19 protein-coding genes are annotated in these 22,055 nt (G+C 62.4%); 15 read left to right on the forward strand and 4 right to left on the reverse strand.

The window, feature by feature from the left end:
• The first annotated feature begins 101 nt into the window (after positions 1-101).
• Both JQ587_RS28775 and JQ587_RS28780 read left to right on the forward strand, forming a co-directional pair.
• Positions 102-902 (forward strand): SDR family NAD(P)-dependent oxidoreductase, encoded by an 801-nt coding sequence (locus tag JQ587_RS28775; RefSeq protein WP_212427579.1) that lies wholly within the window; start codon positions 102-104, stop codon positions 900-902.
• A gap of 304 nt (positions 903-1,206) precedes the next feature.
• Entirely contained in the window at positions 1,207-2,991 is a 1,785-nt protein-coding gene (locus tag JQ587_RS28780) for an acyl-CoA dehydrogenase family protein (RefSeq protein WP_212427580.1), read from the forward strand.
• 292 nt (positions 2,992-3,283) lie between these two features.
• On the opposite strand, the gene JQ587_RS28785 is transcribed toward JQ587_RS28780, so the two are convergent.
• Positions 3,284-3,817: a polysaccharide deacetylase family protein gene (locus tag JQ587_RS28785; RefSeq protein ID WP_212427581.1), complete on the reverse strand. Its 534-nt coding sequence runs from the start codon at positions 3,815-3,817 to the stop codon at positions 3,284-3,286.
• A gap of 23 nt (positions 3,818-3,840) precedes the next feature.
• Here JQ587_RS28785 and JQ587_RS28790 point away from each other — a divergent pair, with 23 nt between their 5' ends.
• Positions 3,841-4,737 (forward strand): aconitase family protein, encoded by an 897-nt coding sequence (locus JQ587_RS28790; RefSeq protein ID WP_349629542.1) that lies wholly within the window; start codon positions 3,841-3,843, stop codon positions 4,735-4,737.
• 365 nt (positions 4,738-5,102) lie between these two features.
• Here the strand turns inward: JQ587_RS28790 and JQ587_RS28795 are convergent, their stop codons facing one another.
• Both JQ587_RS28795 and JQ587_RS28800 read right to left on the reverse strand, forming a co-directional pair.
• Entirely contained in the window at positions 5,103-6,218 is a 1,116-nt protein-coding gene (locus JQ587_RS28795; RefSeq protein ID WP_212427583.1) for an alpha-hydroxy-acid oxidizing protein, read from the reverse strand.
• Between the two features lie 301 nt (positions 6,219-6,519).
• Positions 6,520-7,434, reverse strand: a complete 915-nt coding sequence (locus JQ587_RS28800) for a LysR family transcriptional regulator (protein ID WP_212427584.1) — start codon at positions 7,432-7,434, stop codon at positions 6,520-6,522.
• Between the two features lie 107 nt (positions 7,435-7,541).
• Between JQ587_RS28800 and mdlC the strand changes: the two genes are divergently transcribed.
• The 8 genes from mdlC (at position 7,542) to JQ587_RS28840 (ending at position 16,233) form a co-directional block, all read left to right on the forward strand.
• On the forward strand, positions 7,542-9,179 hold the full coding sequence (gene mdlC, locus JQ587_RS28805; RefSeq protein WP_212427585.1) for a benzoylformate decarboxylase: 1,638 nt from the start codon (positions 7,542-7,544) through the stop codon (positions 9,177-9,179).
• Between the two features lie 22 nt (positions 9,180-9,201).
• Positions 9,202-10,653 carry an aldehyde dehydrogenase gene (locus JQ587_RS28810; RefSeq protein WP_212427586.1) on the forward strand — a complete coding sequence of 484 codons (1,452 nt, stop codon included), beginning with the start codon at positions 9,202-9,204 and terminating at the stop codon, positions 10,651-10,653.
• Positions 10,654-10,821: 168 nt separating this feature from the next.
• Positions 10,822-12,093: an ABC transporter substrate-binding protein gene (locus JQ587_RS28815; protein WP_249154568.1), complete on the forward strand. Its 1,272-nt coding sequence runs from the start codon at positions 10,822-10,824 to the stop codon at positions 12,091-12,093.
• A 6-nt stretch (positions 12,094-12,099) separates the two neighbouring features.
• A complete protein-coding gene (locus JQ587_RS28820) occupies positions 12,100-12,963 on the forward strand; it encodes a branched-chain amino acid ABC transporter permease (protein ID WP_212427587.1) in 864 nt (287 codons plus the stop codon).
• Between the two features lie 7 nt (positions 12,964-12,970).
• Positions 12,971-14,002, forward strand: a complete 1,032-nt coding sequence (locus JQ587_RS28825) for a branched-chain amino acid ABC transporter permease (RefSeq protein WP_212427588.1) — start codon at positions 12,971-12,973, stop codon at positions 14,000-14,002.
• Positions 13,999-14,718: an ABC transporter ATP-binding protein gene (locus tag JQ587_RS28830; RefSeq protein WP_212427589.1), complete on the forward strand. Its 720-nt coding sequence runs from the start codon at positions 13,999-14,001 to the stop codon at positions 14,716-14,718. The genes JQ587_RS28825 and JQ587_RS28830 overlap by 4 nt, the downstream gene beginning before the upstream one ends.
• Positions 14,715-15,425, forward strand: a complete 711-nt coding sequence (locus JQ587_RS28835) for an ABC transporter ATP-binding protein (RefSeq protein WP_212427590.1) — start codon at positions 14,715-14,717, stop codon at positions 15,423-15,425. The genes JQ587_RS28830 and JQ587_RS28835 overlap by 4 nt, the downstream gene beginning before the upstream one ends.
• A 49-nt stretch (positions 15,426-15,474) precedes the next feature.
• On the forward strand, positions 15,475-16,233 hold the full coding sequence (locus JQ587_RS28840; protein WP_212427591.1) for an SDR family NAD(P)-dependent oxidoreductase: 759 nt from the start codon (positions 15,475-15,477) through the stop codon (positions 16,231-16,233).
• Positions 16,234-16,265: 32 nt separating this feature from the next.
• Here the strand turns inward: JQ587_RS28840 and JQ587_RS28845 are convergent, their stop codons facing one another.
• Complete coding sequence (locus JQ587_RS28845) at positions 16,266-16,799, reverse strand: 2,4'-dihydroxyacetophenone dioxygenase family protein (RefSeq protein ID WP_212427592.1); 534 nt, start codon at positions 16,797-16,799, stop codon at positions 16,266-16,268.
• A 245-nt stretch (positions 16,800-17,044) separates the two neighbouring features.
• Between JQ587_RS28845 and JQ587_RS28850 the strand changes: the two genes are divergently transcribed.
• The 4 genes from JQ587_RS28850 to JQ587_RS28865 all read left to right on the forward strand — a co-directional run bounded on the left by JQ587_RS28850 (position 17,045) and on the right by JQ587_RS28865 (position 22,045).
• On the forward strand, positions 17,045-17,839 hold the full coding sequence (locus JQ587_RS28850) for a MoaF C-terminal domain-containing protein (protein ID WP_212427593.1): 795 nt from the start codon (positions 17,045-17,047) through the stop codon (positions 17,837-17,839).
• 107 nt (positions 17,840-17,946) lie between these two features.
• On the forward strand, positions 17,947-18,903 hold the full coding sequence (locus JQ587_RS28855; RefSeq protein ID WP_212427594.1) for a helix-turn-helix domain-containing protein: 957 nt from the start codon (positions 17,947-17,949) through the stop codon (positions 18,901-18,903).
• Positions 18,904-18,999: 96 nt separating this feature from the next.
• Positions 19,000-20,406, forward strand: a complete 1,407-nt coding sequence (locus JQ587_RS28860) for an aldehyde dehydrogenase family protein (RefSeq protein ID WP_212427595.1) — start codon at positions 19,000-19,002, stop codon at positions 20,404-20,406.
• Positions 20,407-20,449: 43 nt separating this feature from the next.
• A complete protein-coding gene (locus tag JQ587_RS28865) occupies positions 20,450-22,045 on the forward strand; it encodes a GMC family oxidoreductase (RefSeq protein WP_212427596.1) in 1,596 nt (531 codons plus the stop codon).
• Positions 22,046-22,055: the final 10 nt, after the last annotated feature.

A 22,055-nucleotide genomic window follows, 5' to 3' on the forward strand; every position in this document is an offset into this window, starting at 1 on the left:
TCGCAATGTCCGTCAAGCCACATCGGACCCGATATGGAACGTGGGTGGCTTGCGCCCTTCGCAACGCATCGACATCGCAGTGATCAGTGGGAGGTTTCTTCATGTTTGAGAAAAAGGTTGTAGCCATTACCGGTGCCGGCTCCGGCATCGGGCAGGCCCTAGCGGTCCAGTTCGCTGGGCTCGGAGCGCGGCTCGCCCTCAGTGACATCAACCAACGAGGGCTCGATGAAACCCTGTCCCTCTTGCCGAAGCACGCCGACGTGCGGACCTACATCGTTGACGTATCGTTACGGCAGTCCGTATTCGATTACGCCGATAGTGTCGGGCGCGATTTCGGTTTCACCCATTATGTGATCAACAATGCCGGGACCTCCGTTATCGCGAGCTTTCAGAACGTCACCTTGGAAGAAATGCACAAGGTGATCGACATCAACCTTTGGGGCGTAATCCACGGCTCCAAGGCCTTTCTGCCACGGATGCTGGAGCGACGCGAAGGATGTATCGTCAATGTTTCTAGCGTGTTCGGACTGGTCGCCACCCCGGGGTCTGTCGCCTATACCATCTCTAAATTCGGGGTTCGAGGGCTTACCGAAACGCTGTGGCAGGAGCTCGAAGGTACGGGCGTTCGCGCCGTGCTAGTGCATCCGGGCGGCATCAACACCAACATTTCGAAGAATAGTCTCCACGCGCGGGCCGAGGGTAATTTCGAGCGCCGCGTGGCGGAAGCCAATCTCCGGCAGATGACGACCCCGCCGGCGGACTGCGCTCGTGAGATCATCGCAGGGTTGACGACTGGAAAGAAGCGGCTCCTCGTCGGCAACGGGGCAAAAACACTTCATCTGATGTCGCGGTTGATGCCCGACGGTTACGGCGCCGTCATGAAGAAGAAGCTTGGAGTCTGAATTTGGAAGCGGGGAGTGGATAAAAGATGCACACAAGCATGGACGCGGGATTCGTACGAGAGTTGATGTCGTTGGCTACCGGAAGCAGGAGTTCGCTGCTCAGTGCTTCGTGCGGCCCTGGGAGGACAGGAAGGGCTTGGCCGATGCCTGCGCTATCACGCGCGCGTAGAACCGTGGAGAATTCCCGTTTGAACGAGCTATCGGGGCGAAGCGAGTCTCGATCTATTCTCGAAAAGCCAGTTGTGTGCATAAAGACTTTGTGCAGCCTAATCGTCGTCAAGCTTACCATCGAGGGTACGTCCCGATGACGTACAAAGCCCCCATCGAAAACATGATGTTTGCGCTCGACGCTATCGCCGATCTCACGAACGACTGCGTGGGAGGACTTCACTCCGGGTTCTCCGTCGAGGATGCGCGCGGGGTTATCGAAGAGGGCGCCAGATTCGCCACGGACGTGCTGGCTCCACTCAATCGAGCCGGCGACAGGATCGGAGCTCGGATTTCGAACGGTGATGTTTCGACCGTGCCGGGTTGGCGCGATGCCTACGTAGCCTGGCGGGAGGCCGGCTGGAATGCGATTGAGTTGCCAGCCGAACATGGCGGCATGGGTCTACCGACGCGTCTCGCGTCGGTAGCGATGGAAATGTGGACAAGCGCTTGCATGGCGTTTGCGTTAGGACCAGTCCTGACCCAGGGCGCCGTCGAGACGATTGAGGCCCATGCGAGCGACGCATTAAAGAGGCTCTGGTTGCCGAAGCTCGTGAGCGGAGAGTGGACTGCCACCATGAGCCTGACCGAACCTGGGGCTGGCTCCGACCTCGGCTTATTACGAACTCGCGCTGTGCGAAATGACGACGGCACGTTCCTTATCACTGGCGCTAAGATCTTTATTACGTATGGCGAACATGATCTCACAGACAACATCGTTCATCTGGTTCTCGCCCGCTGTCCAGATGCTCCCCGCGGCACTCGCGGAATCTCCTTGTTCTTGGTGCCGAAGTACCTAGTCGCCGCGGACGGATCGCTGGGCCGACGCAACGACATTCGCTGCACTGGCCTCGAACGCAAGCTCGGCATCCACGCGAGTCCGACCTGCGCGATGTCTTTTGGTGACGACGGGGGCGCGGTGGGTTGGTTGATTGGCAAAGAAAACGAAGGCCTCGCCTGCATGTTCACGATGATGAATAAGGCGCGCCTCTACACGGGCCTTCAAGGTGTCGCAATCGCCGAACGCGCCTTTCAGCAAGCGCTTACGTACGCCAAGACTAGGCGCCAGGGACGATCGCCGAACGCAATCGAAGGCCCTTCGCCAATCATTGAACATCCAGATGTGCGCCGCAATCTGATGAGGATGAAGTCGCTAATATCAGCCGGCCGCGCGCTTGCTTACGCTGCCGCCGGTGCGATCGATCGATCGCATCATGCTCCAGATCTGGAAGCACGCGAAAGAGAGAAGGAGCTTGCCGGGCTTTTGACGCCCATCGTAAAGGCGACGTGCAGCGAAATAGGCGTGGAGGTCACGTCGTTGGGCGTTCAGATCCATGGTGGCATGGGCTACATGGAAGAAACTGGGGCCGCCCAACATTTTAGGGATGCCCGGATCACGCCAATTTATGAAGGCACGAATGGCATTCAGGCGATCGACCTCGTTACACGAAAAGTCCTGCGCTCCGAGGGCAAATGCGTCCAAAATCTGATCGCACATTTTCGAGCGATCGGCGAAGAAGCTGCGGCATCAACAAATTCGCATATCGCAATCTCGGGCACAGCCGTCATCGAGACGATAAATTCGCTGGCGCGCGCAACCAGATGGCTCGAAGAACCCCACCGGAGACAGGACGAACTGCTCGCGATCGCATCGCCGTATTTGAAACTATTTGGAGTAGCTGCCGGGGCTGCCTTGCTGACAAAAGGGGCTATCTTTGCTGCTCAGAGCATTGTTGCTGGCGAGGTTAAGCCCGTTCATCACGATGCGCTTGCCGTGGCGGCATTCTATGCCGCCAACATTGCCGTCGAGGCGTTGCCTCTTGAACGTGTCGTCACCGAAAGCCTTGCGCGGCCCATGGCCATTTCGGAATTCGCTCTCTGAGAGTCGCGTCACCTGGCGTGGTGCAACTGCGAGAAGGTGCCGTGTTCGCGGGCCGCGGGCTGGCGACTGGGGACAGGCTGCCGGCCGGAGCGAATCGCCCGGAATGGACTGGTCTCCAGAGCCAGATACGAGCGCCTTCGCCAGTCGCAAAATCGAGCATTACTGGCTATTTGGGGGAGAGCTGTTCCAACAAGTTGAATTAGCGGCCATTCCGCGCGACCAGCCCGACTCCCTCACTACAGTTCACTGCACCCGTTGGAGGCTCGAGTCGCCTTAACGTCGGGCTGACCATTTATCCAGACGCCAATCTCTGTGAAGGGAAAGCTTTCGCGTGTTGGGCTGCCATGTGCCTGGTTCCGATCCAAACGCCGCTGGCCGATTTGGCCTTCTCCATGATTTCTCCGAACACCCACGCTCCTGCCGGGCGGCCATAGACATGCGTGTGAATGGTGACGTCGAAGAAGAGCGGGAACGTGTCACGTTCCAGGCATGCGACCAACGTATCCTCGAACTGCTGAAGGAGCGAACGCGCATTGTTGCCGTAGCGGATCGCGCTCGGGAGATCGTTTACGTCCATCGTGAGCGGCAGGCCGATAATCTGGCGGTCGCCGTACTGCTCGAGATACGGTAGGTCATCATCGTTGCAATCACCCTGGCGGAGATAGCCAGCTTCCGTCAGAAGCGCAGAGTGAATAGTGCTTCCGGTGCCTCGCGGACTGATCCACCCGGTAGGCGCCTCACCGGTGATGTCGGCGATAAGATGGGTGGTGCGCTTGATGTTTTCGCGCTGTCCAGCTTCATCGAGATAGATCGGAATGACGTCCATGCCATACGAGTGCGCAACAGGGCATTTCTCACGCACTGATGGCCGAGCGCTATGCAAAGCTCGGCGAACTCATTGTCGGGACCGACTCCCATACCCCGCACAGTGGCGCGCTCGGCTGCGTCGCGTTCGGGGTCGGCACGACCGACATCGCCAACGCCTTCGTGACAGGCGCGGTGCGGATCGTCATGCCTGAATGCATCAAGGTCGAACTGGTCGGCGAGCGCCGCCCCGGGGTCACGGCGAAGGACATCGTCCTGCATTTGCTCGCGCTGCCGCAGATCAGGGCCGGCGCCGGAGTCGGTCGTGTCTTCGAATTCGCGGGCGAGGGGATCGCCGCGCTGTCGATTGACGAACGTGCGACACTGACGAACATGACCGCCGAACTTGGCGGCTTCACGGGCATTGTTGCGCCTGACACGGAGACCGTGCGCTTCATCAAGGAGCGCCGCGGCGAGAATTTCGCCATTGAGAACTGGATGAGGAGCGACGAGGGCGCGACATATGCTGCGGAAATCACCGTCAACGTCGCGATACTTTCGCCAATGCTCGCGCGCCCGGGGGACCCGGGCAACGGACTTGCGATGTGGACGTTGACCGAGCCGGTCAATGTCCACATCGCCTATGGTGGCTCATGCACCGCGGGCAAGCGCGATGATTTCGACTGCTACCACGAAGTCTTGTCCTGGGCGGCGGAACGTGGGCTGCGCGTCGCCGATGGCGTCCAGCTCTTCCTTCAATTCGGCACGATTGACGTGCGGCAGTATTGCGAGGAGAAGGGCTATCTCGACGCATTCATCGCGGTCGGCGCCCAACTGTTGCAACCCGCCTGCGGTGCCTGCGCCAATTGCGGTCCGGGTTCGTCGGAAGCCGCTGATCAGGTCGTAATCAGCGCGATCAACCGCAATTTTCCCGGTCGCTAGGGACCGGGCGGGGTCTGGCTGGCCAGCCCCTACACGGTGGCTGCGAGCGCCATTGCCGGGCGTATCGCAGGTTTCGATGACATCAAACGCAATGCTTGATCGGGCCCGCGCGTAACGTTCGCCCGTTGCGATGGCAACGAGATTCTTCTCGTGAGCGGGTCGTGTCCCTGTTTCATAAAATGGTAGACGAAATCGTCTTGAAGCTGCTTCAGAATGCGTCGACGAGCGCTTGCGCAATGTCCTCCCCGAGCGTTTCGAACGAAATTGGCGGCGGCTTCGCGCGAAGCAAGCGTCTAATAACGAGAATCTCTAGCCCCGTTTCGGTCAATCGGAACGGATGCTCTGGTGGATTCGCGTTGTTGGGGTCAGTCGTGGCCTACAAAAGCGCTGCTGAGCCGCGAGGCATCCGGGCATCCGACCAGAGCAAGCGTGCGGTCAATTTCCTCAACGAGGATGCTGATCGCCTTCGTAGCTCCTGTTTCGCCACGCGCGGCAAGTCCGTAGAGAATTGATCGGCCGACCAGAACCCCATGCGCACCAGACGCGAGCGCCTTCACAATGTCTGAACCGCGTCGTATGCCGCCGTCGATAAGAACCGGGCCGAGACCCTGAAAGCTCTCAAGAATCGAGATAGGCGCAGGAGCATCGTCCAACTGGCGGCCGCCGTGATTAGACACCACGACAGCATCCGCACCGATCTCAAAGCAACGCGCAGCATCGTGCGGCGCACAGATTCCCTTGACGATAAGCCGGCGTGGCCAGACATCGCGCAAGCGCGCGAGATCGTCCCAGCAGAAGCTGGCGTCCATTTCGCGCCTGAGAAGCGCGGTCTGTGCGTCCAGACTTGAAGCCGTGGTCGTCGCGAGATTGGCGAGTTTCAACGCGCCGGATGCCAAAATGCCCGACGCCCACCGCGGGTGCGTCAGGATGTCGAAAATGGTGCGGGGCGAGTAACGAAGCGGCATTTGGAAGCCGTTCCTAAGGTCACGTTCACGCTTCCCGTTGACGGGAACGTCGACGGTCAGAATCAACGCCTCACAACCTGCCTGCGATGCGCGTCGGACCAAGTTCGCGGCGAGCTCTCGATGTACGACATAAAGCTGAAACCACAACCGCCCCCCGACTGCTGCAACATTTTCGATGGTCGCGTTGGATGCGGTCGAGAGCGCGAAGGGCACCCCGGCCTTTGCTGCCGCCCGGGCAAGCGCGATGTCGCCGTTGGGCCAGAACGCTCCGTTGAGGCCGGTCGGGCCGACGACAATTGGCGCCGCGGCCTTTTTGCCAAGCAACTCGACGGCAGTCGATCGCTCGCTGACATCCACCAGGCGGTGTGGCATGAGCCTGATTTTCCGGAATGCCTCAACGTTCCTGACGATTCCGCCCTCGTCTTCCGCACCGCCTTCCAAATAATCAAAGACCATCCTTGGGAGACGGCGCCGGGCGAGCCGCCGCAGGTCAGCGATCGAGATAGGCTCGGCCATGGTCACCGCCGCGTTTCCGCAGAGCCGGGACTTGCGAAGGTCGACGTCATGCGAAATCGTAGCCGGAGATCGATGGCGACATTCCGAGCCGTTGGTAGGGTCTTGCGGGATTGAAAGTTGACAACGACTACTTGTCCTCCAAAAAGCGGACGGGCAGCTCCTGCGTGGGAGCTGATCGTAGTACGCCCCGACATTATGAAAAAATGCCAATTTTGTTCGAAGTCATTACCATCAGGTATGACCTTCTGATAACACTCGGCTCTCGGCTTTGAGCAAGAGACGAGGATGCATCCGGTCCGCGTCACCACCTCGCAGACCGCGCGGCCAGTCGTCTGAGTTCTTCCAGCAGCTTGATCGCAGGCACGGGCAATATGCCCTGCCTGCGCTTGAAGGCGGTCAGTGTCCTCGTGCTTGTTGCGCCCGGGATGTCCAGAATATTCACCAAGCGCGCGCGCCGTTCGGCGTCGTAGACCGATTCCGGCATCCAACCAAGAAAGCCCGAGCGGGCGACGAGGCTCTTCAGGACGATGATCGACCTGGTCTCGACCACGATGTTGGGTAGTCCCAGACCGCGCGCGCGGAACACCTGCTGCATTTGCTGATAGGGCGCAGTGCCGCGCGGTGTGATCGCCCATTGCTCGCTCATCGTGTCTTCCAGGGTCAGCTTTCGCTTCCTGCGCAGCGGATGACTGGTGGCCGCGATCACGTTGCTCTGGTCTTGCCAGCGGCAGTCGGCGATGGCCTCGATTTCATCGGCCGTCTCGGCGGGGGCGCCCAGGGCCAGGTCGATCTCATGCTTGACCAGCCCCTCGGTCAGGCGATCCCAAACGCCTTCGATGACGAAAACGGTGAGCTGAGGCCACTTCTTCAAGACGGCCCCGATCGCCATCGGCAGGATGAGGCTCGCGATGGCGCCGACTGCGCCGATGCGGATCGTCCCCTTCGCCAGCCCGCGCATTGCGTCGATTTCCTCCGTCGCGTTCTCGGCTTCGCGCAACAACAGCGTCGCGTGCGGAAGGAGCGTGCTACCGATCGCGGTGAGCTGCATCCCCTTCGAGTGCCGTTCGAACAGCGGTGCGCCGACCTGCTGCTCGAGCCGCCGCACCGTGCGGCTGAGCGCCGGTTGCGTGATGTGGAGGGTTTCTGCGGCCCGGCCGAGGCTGCCGGTCGAGATGATCGTGAGGAAGGCGTTGAGCTGCTTCAGATCGAAAGTCATGCCGAACGCTAATGACTTTCTCACAAAAAAGCAATTTTCAAACAAGTCATGCGTTTCCATTGTGAAGACCGGCCGAATGAAGCCGACAAGACAATTGGAAACGTTCGATGCAGGAAGCCTTAAGCTCCGCCACCCGCGGAGCGCATCCGCGCGCGACAGACGTCACGGTCCGTGACGCCGTCTGCGATCTCATGCGCCGCTTCGGCATGACCACGGTGTTCGGCAATCCGGGCTCGACGGAACTGCCGCTGTTTCGCAACTTCCCGGACGATTTTCGTTATGTGCTCGGCCTGCAGGAGGCCGTCGTGGTCGGTATGGCCGACGGCTACGCGCAGGCAACCCGCAATGCCGCGTTCGTCAACCTGCATTCGGCCGCCGGCGTCGGCAACGCCATGGGCAACATCTTCACCGCATTCAAGAACCGCACGCCGATGGTGATCACGGCCGGGCAGCAGGCGCGCTCCATGCTCGCCCTTGATCCGTTTCTCGCGTCGCGTGAAGCTACCGAGCTTCCCAAGCCCTATGTGAAATGGAGCGTCGAACCCGCGCGCGCTGAGGATGTGCCGCACGCGATAGCGCGCGCCTATTACCTCGCCATGATGCCGCCGCGCGGGCCGGTGCTGGTCTCGGTCCCCGTCGACGACTGGGACCGTGCGGCGGAGTTCTTGCCCGTTCGCGTCGTCAGCCGGCAGGTTCGACCGGACCCGGTCGTGCTCGACCAGATCGCTCGGGCACTCGATGCCGCGGCGCGCCCGGCCTTCGTCGTCGGCGGCGCCGTCGATCGGGACGAGGCGTTCGATGACGTGGTCCGCCTGGCGGAAGCCCACAACGCCCGTGTGTTCGTCGCACCGATGACTGGTCGGTGCGGCTTTCCTGAAGACCACAGCCTGTTCGCGGGATTTTTACCGGCGATGCGCGAGAGGATCGTCAGCCTGCTCGCGGATTCCGATCTCGTCTTCGCGATCGGCGCGCCGGCATTCACCTATCATGTCGAGGGATTCGGCGCGCACGTGCCGCCCGGGGCAAAGCTCGTCCAGTTGATCGACGATCCCCACACCGCCTCCTGGACGCCTGAGGGCATAGCCGCCTTCGGCAGTATACGGCTCGGTCTCGTCGATCTCCTGGCGCGAACGAGGCCGCCGGCACGCTCGCTTCCGCCGGCGCGCGTGGCCGCGCCGCGGGTGCAACCGACAGCGCCCCTGTCGACGGCCTATGTTCTGCAATCGCTTGCGGAGATGAGACCAGCCGAGAGCATCATCGTCGAGGAGGCGCCCAGCGCGCGGCCGGTGATGCAGGCGCATCTGCCTATTCTCATAAGCGAGGGCTTTTTCACGATGGACAGCGGCGGCCTTGGCTATGGCATGCCGGCGGCGGTCGGCGTCGCGCTGGGAAAGCCGGGGAGGCGGGTGATCGGCATCATCGGCGACGGCTCGAGCCTTTATTCCATTCAGTCGATCTGGAGTGCGGCGCGACTGGCGCTGCCGATCACCTTCGTCATCCTGAACAATCGCCGCTACGCCGCACTGCAGGATTTTGCCCCAGCATTCGGATTCGCGGCGCAGGAGCCGGTTCAGGGCACCGACCTGCCGGATCTCGACTTCGTCGCGATCGCAACGGGAATGGGCTGTCCCGCGACGCGCGTCCACACCGCCGACGCGTTGCGTGATGCTCTGGACAATGCCTTCGCGTCCAATCGGCCGATGTTGATCAATGTCGAAGTCGACGACCGTCCTTCGTCGAAGTGAACTGAGAGAAGTGGAGAGGTCCATGAACGCGATTGCCATGCTGATCGACGGGGAGCGGCGGCAGGCCGCTGACGGTGCGACGTTCGAACGCAACAATCCGCTCGACGCCACCGTTGCAACGCGCGCCCCTGCGGCGACGGCCGCAGATGCGATCGCCGCGGTTCACGCCGCAGCGCGCGCCTTTCCGTCCTGGTCCGCGATCGGCCCGTCCGCGCGCCGCGCGCTGCTGACCAAGGCCGCGCACTGTCTCGAGGCCAAGGCCGATGCCTTTGCGGCGGCCATCGCCACGGAGACCGGCGGCTCGGCACTGTGGAGCGGCTTCAACGTCCATCTCGCCGCCGGCATGTTGCTCGAGGCCGCCGCAATGACGACGCAGATCGGTGGCGAGGTCATTCCGTCCGACGTGCCCGGGAGCCTCGCGATGGGCGTGCGCCAGCCGGCCGGCGTCGTCCTCGGCATGGCGCCCTGGAATGCGCCGGTCATCCTCGGCGTGCGCGCGATCGCATTGCCGCTGGCTTGCGGCAATACGGTGGTTCTGAAGGGTTCGGAACTCTGTCCGGCGACGCATGGCTTGATCGTCGAGGCATTTCGCGAAGCCGGTTTCCCCGCAGGCGTCGTCAATTATGTGACCAACGCACCGAAGGATGCGGCCTCCGTCGTGGAGGCGATGATTGCCGAGCCGGCCGTCCGGCGCGTGAATTTCACGGGCTCGACCCGTGTCGGCAGGATCGTCGCGGCGGTCTGCGCCAAATACCTCAAGCCCGTCGTGCTCGAGCTCGGCGGCAAGGCGCCGCTCCTGGTCCTCGACGACGCCGATCTCGAGGCCGCCGTTGATGGCGCCGCCTTCGGCGCGTTCGCCAATTCCGGGCAGATCTGCATGTCGACGGAGCGGATCATCGTCGATGTGAAAGTCGCCGATGCCTTCGCCAGGCGGCTGGCCGACAAGGCCGCGCAATTGCCGCTCGGCGACCCCCGGAAGGGTCCGGTGGTGCTGGGTTCGGTCGTCGACATGGCGACGGTCCATCGTTGTAACGAGCTGATCGACGATGCGCTCGCCAAGGGCGCGAAGCTGTTGTGCGGAGGCAAAGCGCAGTCGACGCTGATGCCGGCGACACTGCTCGATCACGTGACGCCGGACATGCGGATCTACGGCGAGGAGTCCTTCGGGCCGGTCAAGCCGATCGTTCGCGTCAATGGCGAGGAGGCGGCGATCGCCTGCGCGAACGACAACGCCTATGGCCTGTCCTCGGCCGTCTTCACCAGAGACTCCGCGCGAGGAATGCGGGTTGCGGCGAGAATTCAGTCGGGCATCTGCCATATCAACGGGCCCACCGTTCACGACGAAGCCCAGATGCCGTTCGGCGGCGTCAAGGACAGCGGTTTCGGGCGCTTTGGCGGCAAGGCCGGTATCGCCGAGTTCACGGAACTGCGCTGGATCACCATGCAGACGACCCCGCGTCACTATCCGTTCTGAAATCATCTGCGCTAGTTCCTGCGCACACGTCCTAGGCGCGCTGCGTCGGAGTCCAAGATTGTCTCGCGGGAATCCGAATAGGCTCAATTTGGGAAAGAAGATGCGAAGCCGGGCGAAGCTCGGCCGGCAATAAAAAAAGCCCGGTATCATGTAGGGGAGGAGACTACCATGCGATGGAAGACTGCGTTGTGTACCCTGGCGGCAATGTCGTTTGCAGCGATCATGTCAGGCGGCCAGGCTCAAGCCGCTGAAAATGCCAAATGCGGGTTGAGCAACGGCAAGGCGGCAGCGGGCGATCCGATCATCATCGGCGGCATCGTCAGCGTGACCGGACCAGACAATTTCAGCTCGTCTGGGCTTGCGGCCGCGGCGTACTTCAAGTGTCTCAACGCCAACGGCGGCATCAACGGCCGGCCGGTGAAGTACCTGATGCAGGACGACGCCTGGAATCCGGAGCAGTCGTCACAACTGGCAGCCAAGCTCATTCGCGATCAGGGCGCGGTCGCCCTCGTCGGCAATATGAGCTTCGTCGATTGCGGCGCCAACCAGGGCATCTACGAGAAGGAAGACATCATGGTCATCGCCGGCGTTGGCGTGCCGCGCGATTGCTTCTTCCAGAAGAACTACGCCCCCACCAATGCCGGACCGCGGGTCAGCAACACCAAGGCGATCATGGACCTTGCCGCGACCTATCCGGGCAAGATCAAGCGCATCGTCTGCATCGCGCCCAACATTCCCAACGTCGGCGAATGGTCGTGCACGGGCGCAGTGAGCTGGATCAAGAAGCAGGGTGGCGACGGCAAGATCATCACGTTCGATCCGGGCTCGCTCGATGCCACCTCACTGGTTCTGGAAGCGATGGCCTTCAAGCCCGACGCCGTCTCGGTCGGCACGCCCAAGGGCATGGCGGTGCCGATCTTCGCCGCGGCCGAAGAGCAGGGGCTTGCGGACAAGCTGCACTGGACCGGGCCCGCCTCGCTCTACAACCTCGATTTTCCGCGGGCGATCGGCAAGTACTGGGACGGCAAAGTCACCGTCGACATGGAGCTCAAGGCGGCCGACGCCAACACGCCTGACATGAACAACTGGCTCGCGGTGATGGACCAGTACGGCCAGAAGAGCGATCCGCGCGATACCTTCTCGCAGGCCGGCTATCTGGCGGCACGCGTGACGGCCGAAACCCTTCTCAAGATGGATCCCGCCAAGATCGACCGCAAGTCGGTGACGGCGGCGCTGCGTTCGGTCAAACGGTTCGAGAGCGACATTCTCTGCGCGCCCTGGTACGTCGGCGACGGTCCGCGGCACAACGCCAACCATACCGGCCCGGTGGCGCAGGTGAAGGACGGCAAGCTCTTGCCGAAAGGACAGTGCATCGACGCGCAGGATCCGGAACTCGACGACGTGCGCGCCTACGAGAAGACCATCGGCATCTCGAACTGATCCGTCATGCCTGATTTCACGCCTTTCTTCGTCTCGGGGCTCGCAACGGCTGCGACCTACGTGCTGTCGGCCGTCGGCATCGTTGTGCTCTACAGGGCATCGGGCGTGGTCAATTTCAGCCAGGGCGCGCTCGGCGCCCTGGCTGCGTTCGTTTCCTGGTCCATCGTGGAGAATGGCGGCCCGGCTCCGTTGGCCTGGTGCGCCGGCATATTGGTGTCGACGGTGCTGGCGTTCCTCTATGGCCGCGTGCTGGCGCCGCGTCTGGCGTTCAGCGATCCGGTGATGCGGGCGGTCGCGACCTTGAGCGTCGCGCTGATCCTGCTCGGCTTCATGGGCTATGTGTGGGGCGAGCTGCCGCGGCGGCTGCGGCTGCCGACGGACACGATCAGCTTCGAATTGATCGGCGTGCGCATCACCGCGACGCGGGCCGTCGCCTTTGCGCTCGCCGTGCTTGCGACGGTGGCGGTGATGGTCTTCCTCGCCCGAAGCCGGCTCGGGCTTCAGATGCGGGCGCTTGCCAACAATCGCGATCTCAGCGCGCTGCTCGGCGTCCGGGTGCTGCGTGCGGACGGCTATGCGTGGATCATCTCCGGATCGCTTGCCGGGGTCAGCGGCATTTTGCTTGCGGATCTGCAGCGTCTCAGCGGCCAGACGCTGACATTTGCCGTCATCCCTGCGATCTCGGCGGCGGTGATCGGGCGGTTCTCCTCGCTTCCGGCAACGGTCGCCGGAGGTGTCGCCATCGGGGTCTGCGAAGCGCTGCTCACGCCGGTCCCGGTCGTCGGACCGTTCCGCACGGCGGTGCCCTTTATCTTCGCAGTTGCTGCGTTGCTGTGGATGCAGCGCAGGTTCACATTTGTTTACCGGTGAGCGCGACGTGACGGACCAAACCCTGGCATATTCGCCGCTCGTCGACGCCAAGCGCGTGCGGCTGAAGCGGGTGGCGGCAGTCGTCGTTGCGCTGGCGATCGTCGTCGTCCTGCCCGAGATACTGTCGAACTATTGGCTGCGCACCTTCATCTCGGTGACTGCGCTCGCAATCGGCAGCTTGAGCGTGAGCCTGCTGTTCGCTCAACTCGGCATGGTGTCGCTCGCCCAGTATGGGCTGCTCGGCGTCGGCGGTTGGTTCGCACTGCGCATCTCGCACGGCCTCGGCGTGCCCTTTGAACTCGCGCTCCTGACCGGCGGAGTCGTCGCGGCGGCATTCGGCCTGGTCGTCGGCCTGCCGGCGCTGCGGATGCGCGGGCTTTATCTCGCGATCATCACCCTGATGATGGCGGGCGCGATTCAAGTCCTCATCAGTGCGTTCGGCTTTCCTGACGGCGGTGCCGGCATCCTTGGCAAGAGCACCGGCGCGCGCATCATGATGGCACGGCCGCAATTGGCTGCGACCGACGAAGCCTATTTCCGCTACGCGATGGTCGTGCTGGCGCTGTGCTACGGCGTCGTGTTCCTGCATATGCGCGGACGCCCGGGGCGGGCGTGGGCCATGATACGTCGCAGCGAAGTCTGCGCGCTTGCCGGCGGCGTCCACATCGTCGCCTACAAGGTGTGGGCCTTCACCCTGTCCGGATTCCTGGCCGGCATTGCAGGGGGCTTGCTTGCCGGCGGTGTCGGCCAGCTTGACGGTTCCGCCTTTCCGGCCAGTCAGTCGATCATGTTGTTCGCTTTGACGATCGTAGGAGGCGCCTATAGCTGGATGGGCCCGATCATCGCAGGCTTGATGCTGCGGGCGTTTCCCGCGCTGCTGAACGATCTCGGCGTCGACGGAAACATCGCCACGATCGTGTTCGGTGCCGGGCTGCTCCACGCGTTGATAACCGCACCGCAAGGCATTGCCGGCCAGCTCCAGGAGGCCGCCGTGGCGCTTCGCAAGAGGTTCTTCGGCAGCTCCGGAGCCATCCGATGATCGAGATCGATAGTCTCACGGTCCTGTTCGGCGGCGTGCGCGGATTGAATGCGCTGACCGCGACCTTACCCGAGCCTGTCACCGGTCTGGTCGGGCCGAATGGCGCGGGCAAGACCACGCTGATCAACGTGCTCTCGGGATTTGTAAGGCCCGCGAGCGGAAGCGTGAGGATCGACGGCGAGAATCTCGACGGTATCGTGCTTCACAAGCGCGCGGCCTTCGGCATCAGGCGCACATTCCAGAATGAACAGGTCGTGGAAAATCTGACGGCGGCCGGCAACGTCGCCGCGGTGCTGGATAATGTTCCGACCGGTGGACGGCCAAGACAGCAGCTGATCGAGGCGGCGCTGGGTTTCGTCGGCGTGGCATCGAAGGCGAACGTGATGGGAGCCAACCTTAATGCCTATGAACGGCGATTGGTCGAGATCGCGCGCGCCACCGTCGGGCGGCCGCGGCTCGTGATGATGGACGAACCAGGCGCCGGACTTTCGCAAGAGGAAAGCGAGCACTTGCGGAGCGTCATCAAGAGCATCCACAATTATTGCGGCGCTCAGGTGCTGCTCGTCGATCATGACGTCGATCTCATTTCCGCGACCTGCGTGGCGACGTTGGTGCTGGATTTCGGGTCCCAGATCGCCTACGGGCCGACTGCGGCCGTGCTGGCCGATCCGAAAGTGCGTGCGGCCTATCTCGGGATCGTCGAGGAGGGCGCATGAGCGAGGGGCTCGAAGTCAAGGGCGTCGACCTGCAGCGCAGCGGCAAGGCTGTTCTTCATGGCGTGGACGTCACGCTTGCGCGAGGCAGGATCACGGCTCTGCTTGGCGCGAACGGAGCCGGAAAAAGCAGTCTCGTGCTGGGGATCGCCGGCGCCTTGCCAATTGCCGCGGGGCAAATTCTTGTCGACGGGCGTCCGATCTCCGGGCTTCGCCCGGAAGCGATCCGTGCGCTGGGCGTTGCCGCGGTGCCGGAGGGCCACCAGGTGCTCGGCGATCTCAGCGTCGAGGACAATCTCAAGGTGGCCGGGAGCCATTTGCCGCGCGCCGAGGTCAAGCCGGCCATCGAGGTTGCGCTGGATACGTTTCCGGAACTCCGCGCGCGCCTGTCGTCGCGATCGGGCACGATGTCCGGCGGGCAGCAGCAGATGCTGGCATTGGCGCAGGCGATCATCTCGCGCCCGCGCTATTTGCTTGCCGACGAATTGTCGTTTGGCCTTGCGCCCGTGGTGGTGGGGCGCCTCGTTCCGGTCTTGCAGAAGCTCGCGCAGCAGGGCGTCGGCGTCCTGCTCATCGAGCAGTTCACCCATATCGCGCTCAAGATCGCCGATATCGCCTATGTGATGGAGCGAGGACGGATTTGCTTCCATGGCGAGCCCGGCGAACTGGTGCGAAATCCCGACATTCTTCACAGCGCCTATCTGGCATAGCGGTATGCGGGAGACGTCGACGGTGCGAAACGATGAAATGTGAGAAGCAATGAAGCGTCTTGAGGACAGGGTCTGCGTCGTCACCGGCGGCGCCGGAAGTGTCGGCCTGGCGACGGCGCGTCTATTCCTCGCGGAGGGCGCGCGTGTCGCCTTGATCGACCTGCGGCAGGCCGAGCTGGACCATGCGGTGGAGCGCCTCGGCAACCGCTCGGTCATGACTGTTGTCGCTGATGTCTCCCGCGACGAGGAGGTCGCGGCGGCGATCGAGGCCGTCAATGCGAGGCTCGGGCCGATCGACGTGCTGTTCAGCAATGCCGGCAATTTTGGAACCGTGGCGCCGATCGCCGCCTATCCGGAAGCGGTGTTCGATGCCGTCTACGCTGTCCACGTCAAGGGCGCGTTCCTGCTTTGCAAGCACGCGACGCCGCGCATGCGTGACGGCGGCAGCGTGATCATCACGTCGAGTGTGGCAGGCGTACGCGGCGACCCCGGCGTCTACGGCTATATCGTCGCCAAACACGCGCAGATCGGATTGATGCGATGCCTCGCCAAGGAGCTCGCACCGCGCCGGATCCGCGTCAACACGGTTCATCCGGGGCCGATCGACAACTCCTTTCAGCACGCGGTCGAAGCAGGTCTTGCGGACGTCATCAAGCGTGACGGCGCCGAATTCTTCAACGCGATGATTCCGCTGGGCCGGCACGGCACGCCGGAGGAAGTCGCCCAATCCGTGCTCTATCTGGCCTCAGACGAGAGCCGCTTCACGACTGGCTCGCGGCTGATGGTCGATGGCGGCATGAGCGCATGAGGTGCGAAACCGGCCGGCGGAAGCCGCCGGTGTCAGCGGAACAGTTTCGTGATCGCCTCGGCGCCGAGTCCGACCTTCTCGTAATGCGCCTTGCAGAGCTCGATGTAATCATGGACGTCGAAATGACCGATGGAATCGCCGTTCTCGTCGAGCCAGATCAAGGGCGCGCTGACGATGAAGAAGACGCGCATCTGCTCGGGATGGTCATAGGCGACGAGTGTGTGGCTCTCGCCGGGGCTCTCATAGATGAAGTCGCCGGCGGTGGCGGTCCAATCGTGCTCGAGATAGCCCCACTTGCCGGAGATCGTGTAGGCGAACACCTGGTGCGGGTGATAGTGGCGGTTGACCAGCCCGGCCGTCTTGGACCAGAGGATGTCGCACCATTTGTTCTGGGTCGGCGAAATCCAGAGCGGCCGCGACGAGACCGTCTCGCTGAAGGGCACATAATAGCGCTCGTCGTCGGTCGGCGCATTGGCGATGTAGGTATCAGGCAGCGCGTCGGGCTTGAACACTTTCTGGATCGGCTTGATGTCTTTCCAGAACTCCGTCGTGGGCGCCTCGGCCATTGTCCATGCCTTTTTGTTTTTGACGGGAATTGCGTCGCGAAGGGTGCGGCATGTCTATTGATCCTGTCTTGGAGAATAGCGCGGAGGGGGTTGGACGCGGGCGCAAATCGTCGGCGCCGTGCAGGGCCCGCGCGAGTCCTAGCGCAGCCGCGCCCGAGTCCAAGACGCTTTCAGCCGGACCGGCTTACGTCGCGCCGGGATCGGACTATTTCCCTGCGCGAGCGCAACAAGGCTGGACGATCGACATGACTGATACGAACAGGCCCGCCGACTGGAAGCATTTTGACGACTTTTCGGCAGGCATTGCCACCAATCGCCTGCCGACTACTGACGCCTTGTCGGGCCGACGCATCAAGATCTCCCTGAAGAACGGCCGCGCGATCGAGCTGGCCTTCAACGCGGTGAATGAGGTCACCTGGCGCGAGGGCGACCAGACCGGAATCGACTGGTATGAGGCGATCAACGTTGCCGCCGACATGTTCTTCGTCAATATGACCTTCTCGGCCCGTCCGAACGAGGATGAAGCCTTCGTCCTCAATCTCAGGACGCGGCGCGTTCTGTCCGTCCGCGAGCGACTGCGCGATGCGGATGAGGCCAGGGGCGAGCCTCGCGTGCTGCAGGACTATGCGCCCGGGATCATCGGCGATCCCTCTGTTGCGGCCGATGGCATGGAGCCGGCCCCGACGCGCGAGCTGATCGGGCTGACCGCGCATTACGAATATAGCCCGCACCACGTCTATGAGCACATCTACCTGAGCTCGGAGCGGTACGCGTGGCAAAACCTCGTCGGCGTGCAGCGCGGCCATGGCGATGTCGACCTGGCGACGACCTTCAAGTTCGATCACAACCAGTATGTGTTCGGGTTTCGTGAGTTCATCATCCCGGTCGCTTCGATCTTCTTCTACGATTACGACGCCATGCGATCGACGGGGAAATTCCTTGGCGTGACCAGCCAGGGCAGAATCGAGAACAAGCCCGCCGGTGCATTCATCGAGGTGAAATCCCGGACCGTTTACTCCGACCGCAAGGCGCCGGTGTAGTCGAGGGAGCGAGTCCGTCCTGCAAACACCGTTGACAGCCGGACCGGCTTGCTTAACATGTTATCAAGCGGGTGCCGCCCGACGGCAACCGAGCCAGGGAGGAGCGCGTGCAGCTCCAGGAGTTTAGCCGGTGGACTCCGCAGATCTGGAGTCCGGCTCCTTTGGATGAGTGGGGTGATAAGCTCCAGTCCGTCTGCGGACGCTTCAACCCGTTTGGCTGGGAGCAGCGCAAAGTCGTTAATGGCGGCGTCGTGCTGTCCGACGTGGCGGGCACGGAGATTGTCCAGGTCGCCACGGATATCGGCCTTGTCCGCCGCGAAGAACGCGACATTCGCCTCGATTACGGCGAACACTTCTTTCTCCTCGTACAGTTGCAGGGCCTGTGTGCGGTCGAGCAGTTGGGACGCCAGAACATCGTCTCGCCCGGAGACTGCATCCTGGTCGATTCATCGCTGCCATCGAGCTTCTATTTCAACGGGCAGTTCAGCAATCATTTGTCCGTGCACCTGCCTCGGCAATTGCTGCTCTCGGAGAAGCCGAACGATTTCGAAGTCTCCCGGCGCCTTGGCGCCGAGGATCCAATGTCGATGATGTTGCGGGCGCTTGTCGCGAAGATACTGCAAACGCCGTCAAGTCACCAAAGAGGGGGCGAGCTGCGTCAGTTACTCCTCCAGGTGACCCGGCAGGCTTTCGCTGCCGACGGGGCCGATATGCAGCTGTGCCCGAAGGAGCGCGCGTCCGGCCGGCTCGAGCTTGCGCATGTACTCGTCGATCGTCACCTCACGGCCGAGTGGCTGACACCGCAATGGCTTGCCAACAAGCTAGGCGTTTCCATGCGCACGCTTCAGGAGGATTTCAGCACCGGCGGCTCGACGGTGACGAGCTTCATTCGCGATCGTCGTCTCCGTCTTGCCCGAGATCGGCTCGTCGAAAAACAGCGTGGCGTCGACGGCGGGACGATTGCGGATATCGCGTTCTCCTCCGGCTTCAACGACATTTCCTACTTCAATCGCTGCTTCAAGAAAGCATTCGACTGCTCTCCGAAGGATATCGTCCGGAAGTAAGTCGCGCTGGCGTCCAATTGGGGTCGCGCTCTTTTCCAAGACAGAAGTGAGGCGATCGTCTTTGCTCAACCGAAATGACGGTTGGGAGGCGCTCGCATGCAACGCTGGAGTTTGGTGATCGATGGTCGCAAGGTTGCGACCGACGGATTTCAGGACGTTATCAACCCGTCGACAGGGGGGACGGTTGGCGCAATGCCGCTTGCCACGTCGAAGAATCTCGACGACGCGGTCGGAGCTGCCTCGCGCGCGTTTGCGCTCTGGAAGGATGTGCCCGACCCCGAAAGGGCGGAAGCCTGCCGCGCGATCGCCGCAACATTGGAAGAGAATTCGGAAGAGCTCGCGAAACTCCTGACATTGGAGCAGGGCAAGCCGCTCAACGGACTGGGATCGCGCTTTGAGATTGGCGGTGCCGTCGCCTGGACGCGTCACACCAGCGAGTTGTCGCTTCCCGTGGAGGTCCTGCAGGACAATCCCGATGGGCGCGTCGAGCTGCATCGCAAGCCGATCGGGGTCGTCGGTTCGATTACCCCGTGGAACTGGCCAGTGATGATTGCATGCTGGCACATCATCCCGGCCATCCGTACGGGCAATACCGTCGTCATCAAACCCTCGCCGCTGACGCCGCTCAGCACAATCCGTCTCGTCGAGCTCATGAACGAGAAACTTCCGCCCGGCGTCGTCAATATCGTGACCGGCGAGAACGAGATCGGAAGCCTGATGTCGGCCCATCCGGGCATCGCGAAAGTGACTTTCACGGGCTCAACCGCAACCGGCCGTCGTATCATGCAAAATGCTGCCAGCACGCTGAAGCGCCTGACGCTCGAACTCGGCGGCAACGACGCCGGGATCGTTCTGCCGGATGCGGATCCGAAGAAGATCGTCGAGGGGCTGTTCTGGGGCGCATTCATCAACAATGGGCAGACATGCGCTGCGCTGAAACGGCTCTATGTCCACGACGGTCTTTACGAGGAAGTCTGCCGTGAACTGACCGCCTATGCGCGACAGGTTGTCGTTGGCGACGGACTTTCGGAAGGCTCGATTCTCGGACCCGTACAGAATCGCCGGCAGTTCGAAATCGTCTCTGCTTTCGTCGATGAGGCTCGCAGCAAGGGCGGCCGAGTTCTGATCGGCGGCAATCCCGCCGGCGGGTCGGGTCATTTCTATCCAGTCACGCTCGTTGCTGATGTCGATCATGGTTGCCGCCTCGTCGATGAGGAGCAGTTTGGACCGGCTCTGCCCATCATCCGCTACCGCGAGGTCGACGAGGCCGTCGCGAAGGCGAACGCGAGCTCGATGGGCCTCGGCGGCTCGGTGTGGGGATCTGATCTTGAGGAGGCCAAACGCGTCGTGGCGCGGATCGAGGCGGGCTCCGTTTGGATCAACAAGCACGGCGCGATTCAGCCGAACGCTCCTTTCGGCGGCGTCAAGCAGTCCGGGTTCGGCGTCGAATTCGGCGTGGACGGATTGAAGGAGTTTACGACCGTGCAGAGCGTGTTCTGCTGAGCGGACGCGCGCCAGGCAGCTTGCCCTTCGGGGGAGGGGATTGATGCAGGAATACGACTTCATCGTCGCCGGCGGCGGCTCCAGCGGATGCGTGGTGGCTTCACGTCTGTCGGAGAATCCGCAGCATCGCGTGCTGCTGATCGAAAGCGGACAGCGGGATACGGACAAGTACATCCATATTCCTGCAACGTTCTTCAAGGTTCTCGAAAAGGGCAGGGACGCGCTGTTCTATGCTTCCGAGCCCGAAGCCGGCCTGAGGGGACGTCCGTCGATCGTCCCTCAGGGCCACGTCCTCGGCGGCGGCAGCTCCGTGAATGCGATGGTCTATATCCGGGGCTCGCGCCAGGACTACGATACGTGGGCACAACTGGGATGCCGGAACTGGAGCTACGACAAGGTGCTTCCTGTGTTCCGCGATCTCGAAAGCAACCAGCGCCTTGCCGGCAGGTATCATGGCGTCGGCGGTGAACTGACCGTTTCGGACAGGGCCTACGGTCATCCGCTGTCGTGGGCGTTCATCCGCGCCGCCCAGGAGGTCGGAATTCCCTATAACGAGGACTTCAACGGATTGCGACAAGAAGGCGTCGGATTCTATCAGACGACCACCAGCAAGGGACGACGCCGCAGTGCCGCGGAAGCCTTTCTGCGCAAGGCGGAGGCTCGCCCGAACTTGACGATCAGAACGGCGACGCGCGTCAACAAGGTCGAGTTCGACGGAAATCGAGCGACCGGCGTGGTGCTCAACGATGGATCGACCGTGAAGGTCAAGCGGGAGGTGATCCTGACCGCGGGAGCTCTCGCTACGCCCAAGATCCTGCAGCTCTCCGGAATCGGGCCAGGTGCACATCTGCGCAAGCACGGCATCGACATCATTGCGGATCTACCTGGCGTCGGCGAGAACTATCAAGACCACCTCGAAGCTACCGTTCAGTGCGAGATCAAGGATCCGATCTCGATTTTCGGCGAGGACAAGGGCCTGCGTGCCGTATCGCACATGCTGCAATACATGCTGACCAGGACGGGGCTGTTGACGTCCACGGTCGTCGAGTCCGGCGGCTTTGCCGACACCGCCGGGACCGGCGAGCCGGACGTCCAGTTTCATGTGCTGCCGACATTCAACGGATTTGCCGACCGCCCGGCAGAGCCGGGGCATGGCATCTCGATCGGGCCGTGCGTCTTGCGTCCGCAGTCGCGCGGGTCTGTCCGGCTCCGGTCCACAAATCCGGCTGACCCCGCGCTCTTCGTTGCCAATTCGCTTGCCGAGCAAGCCGATGTCGACACGCTCACGCGTGGAGTCGAACTTGCGATACGGATCACCGAGGCTCCGTCATTGGCGCGTCTCGTAAAGCGCCGCGTTCTTCCGAAGCCGGGTTTGGAGGCGGATGCCGACGCGCTTCGTGATTATGTGCGCTCGATCTCGAAGACCGTGTTCCATCCTTCCGGCACTGCGAAGATGGGGGCGGCCGACGATCCGATGGCGGTCGTATCGGAAAATTTGCAGGTGCGCGGGGTCGAAGGACTCCGCGTCGCTGACGCCTCGATCATGCCACGGCTTGTCTCCGGCAATACCAACGCTCCGACGATGATGATCGGTGAACGGGCGGCGCGTTTCATCCTGGGCAAGGAAAGCGCCGCATAGCCCACCGCGG

Origin of the sequence: Bradyrhizobium manausense (genome assembly GCF_018130615.1) — a bacterium.
Lineage (GTDB): Bacteria > Pseudomonadota > Alphaproteobacteria > Rhizobiales > Xanthobacteraceae > Bradyrhizobium > Bradyrhizobium manausense_A.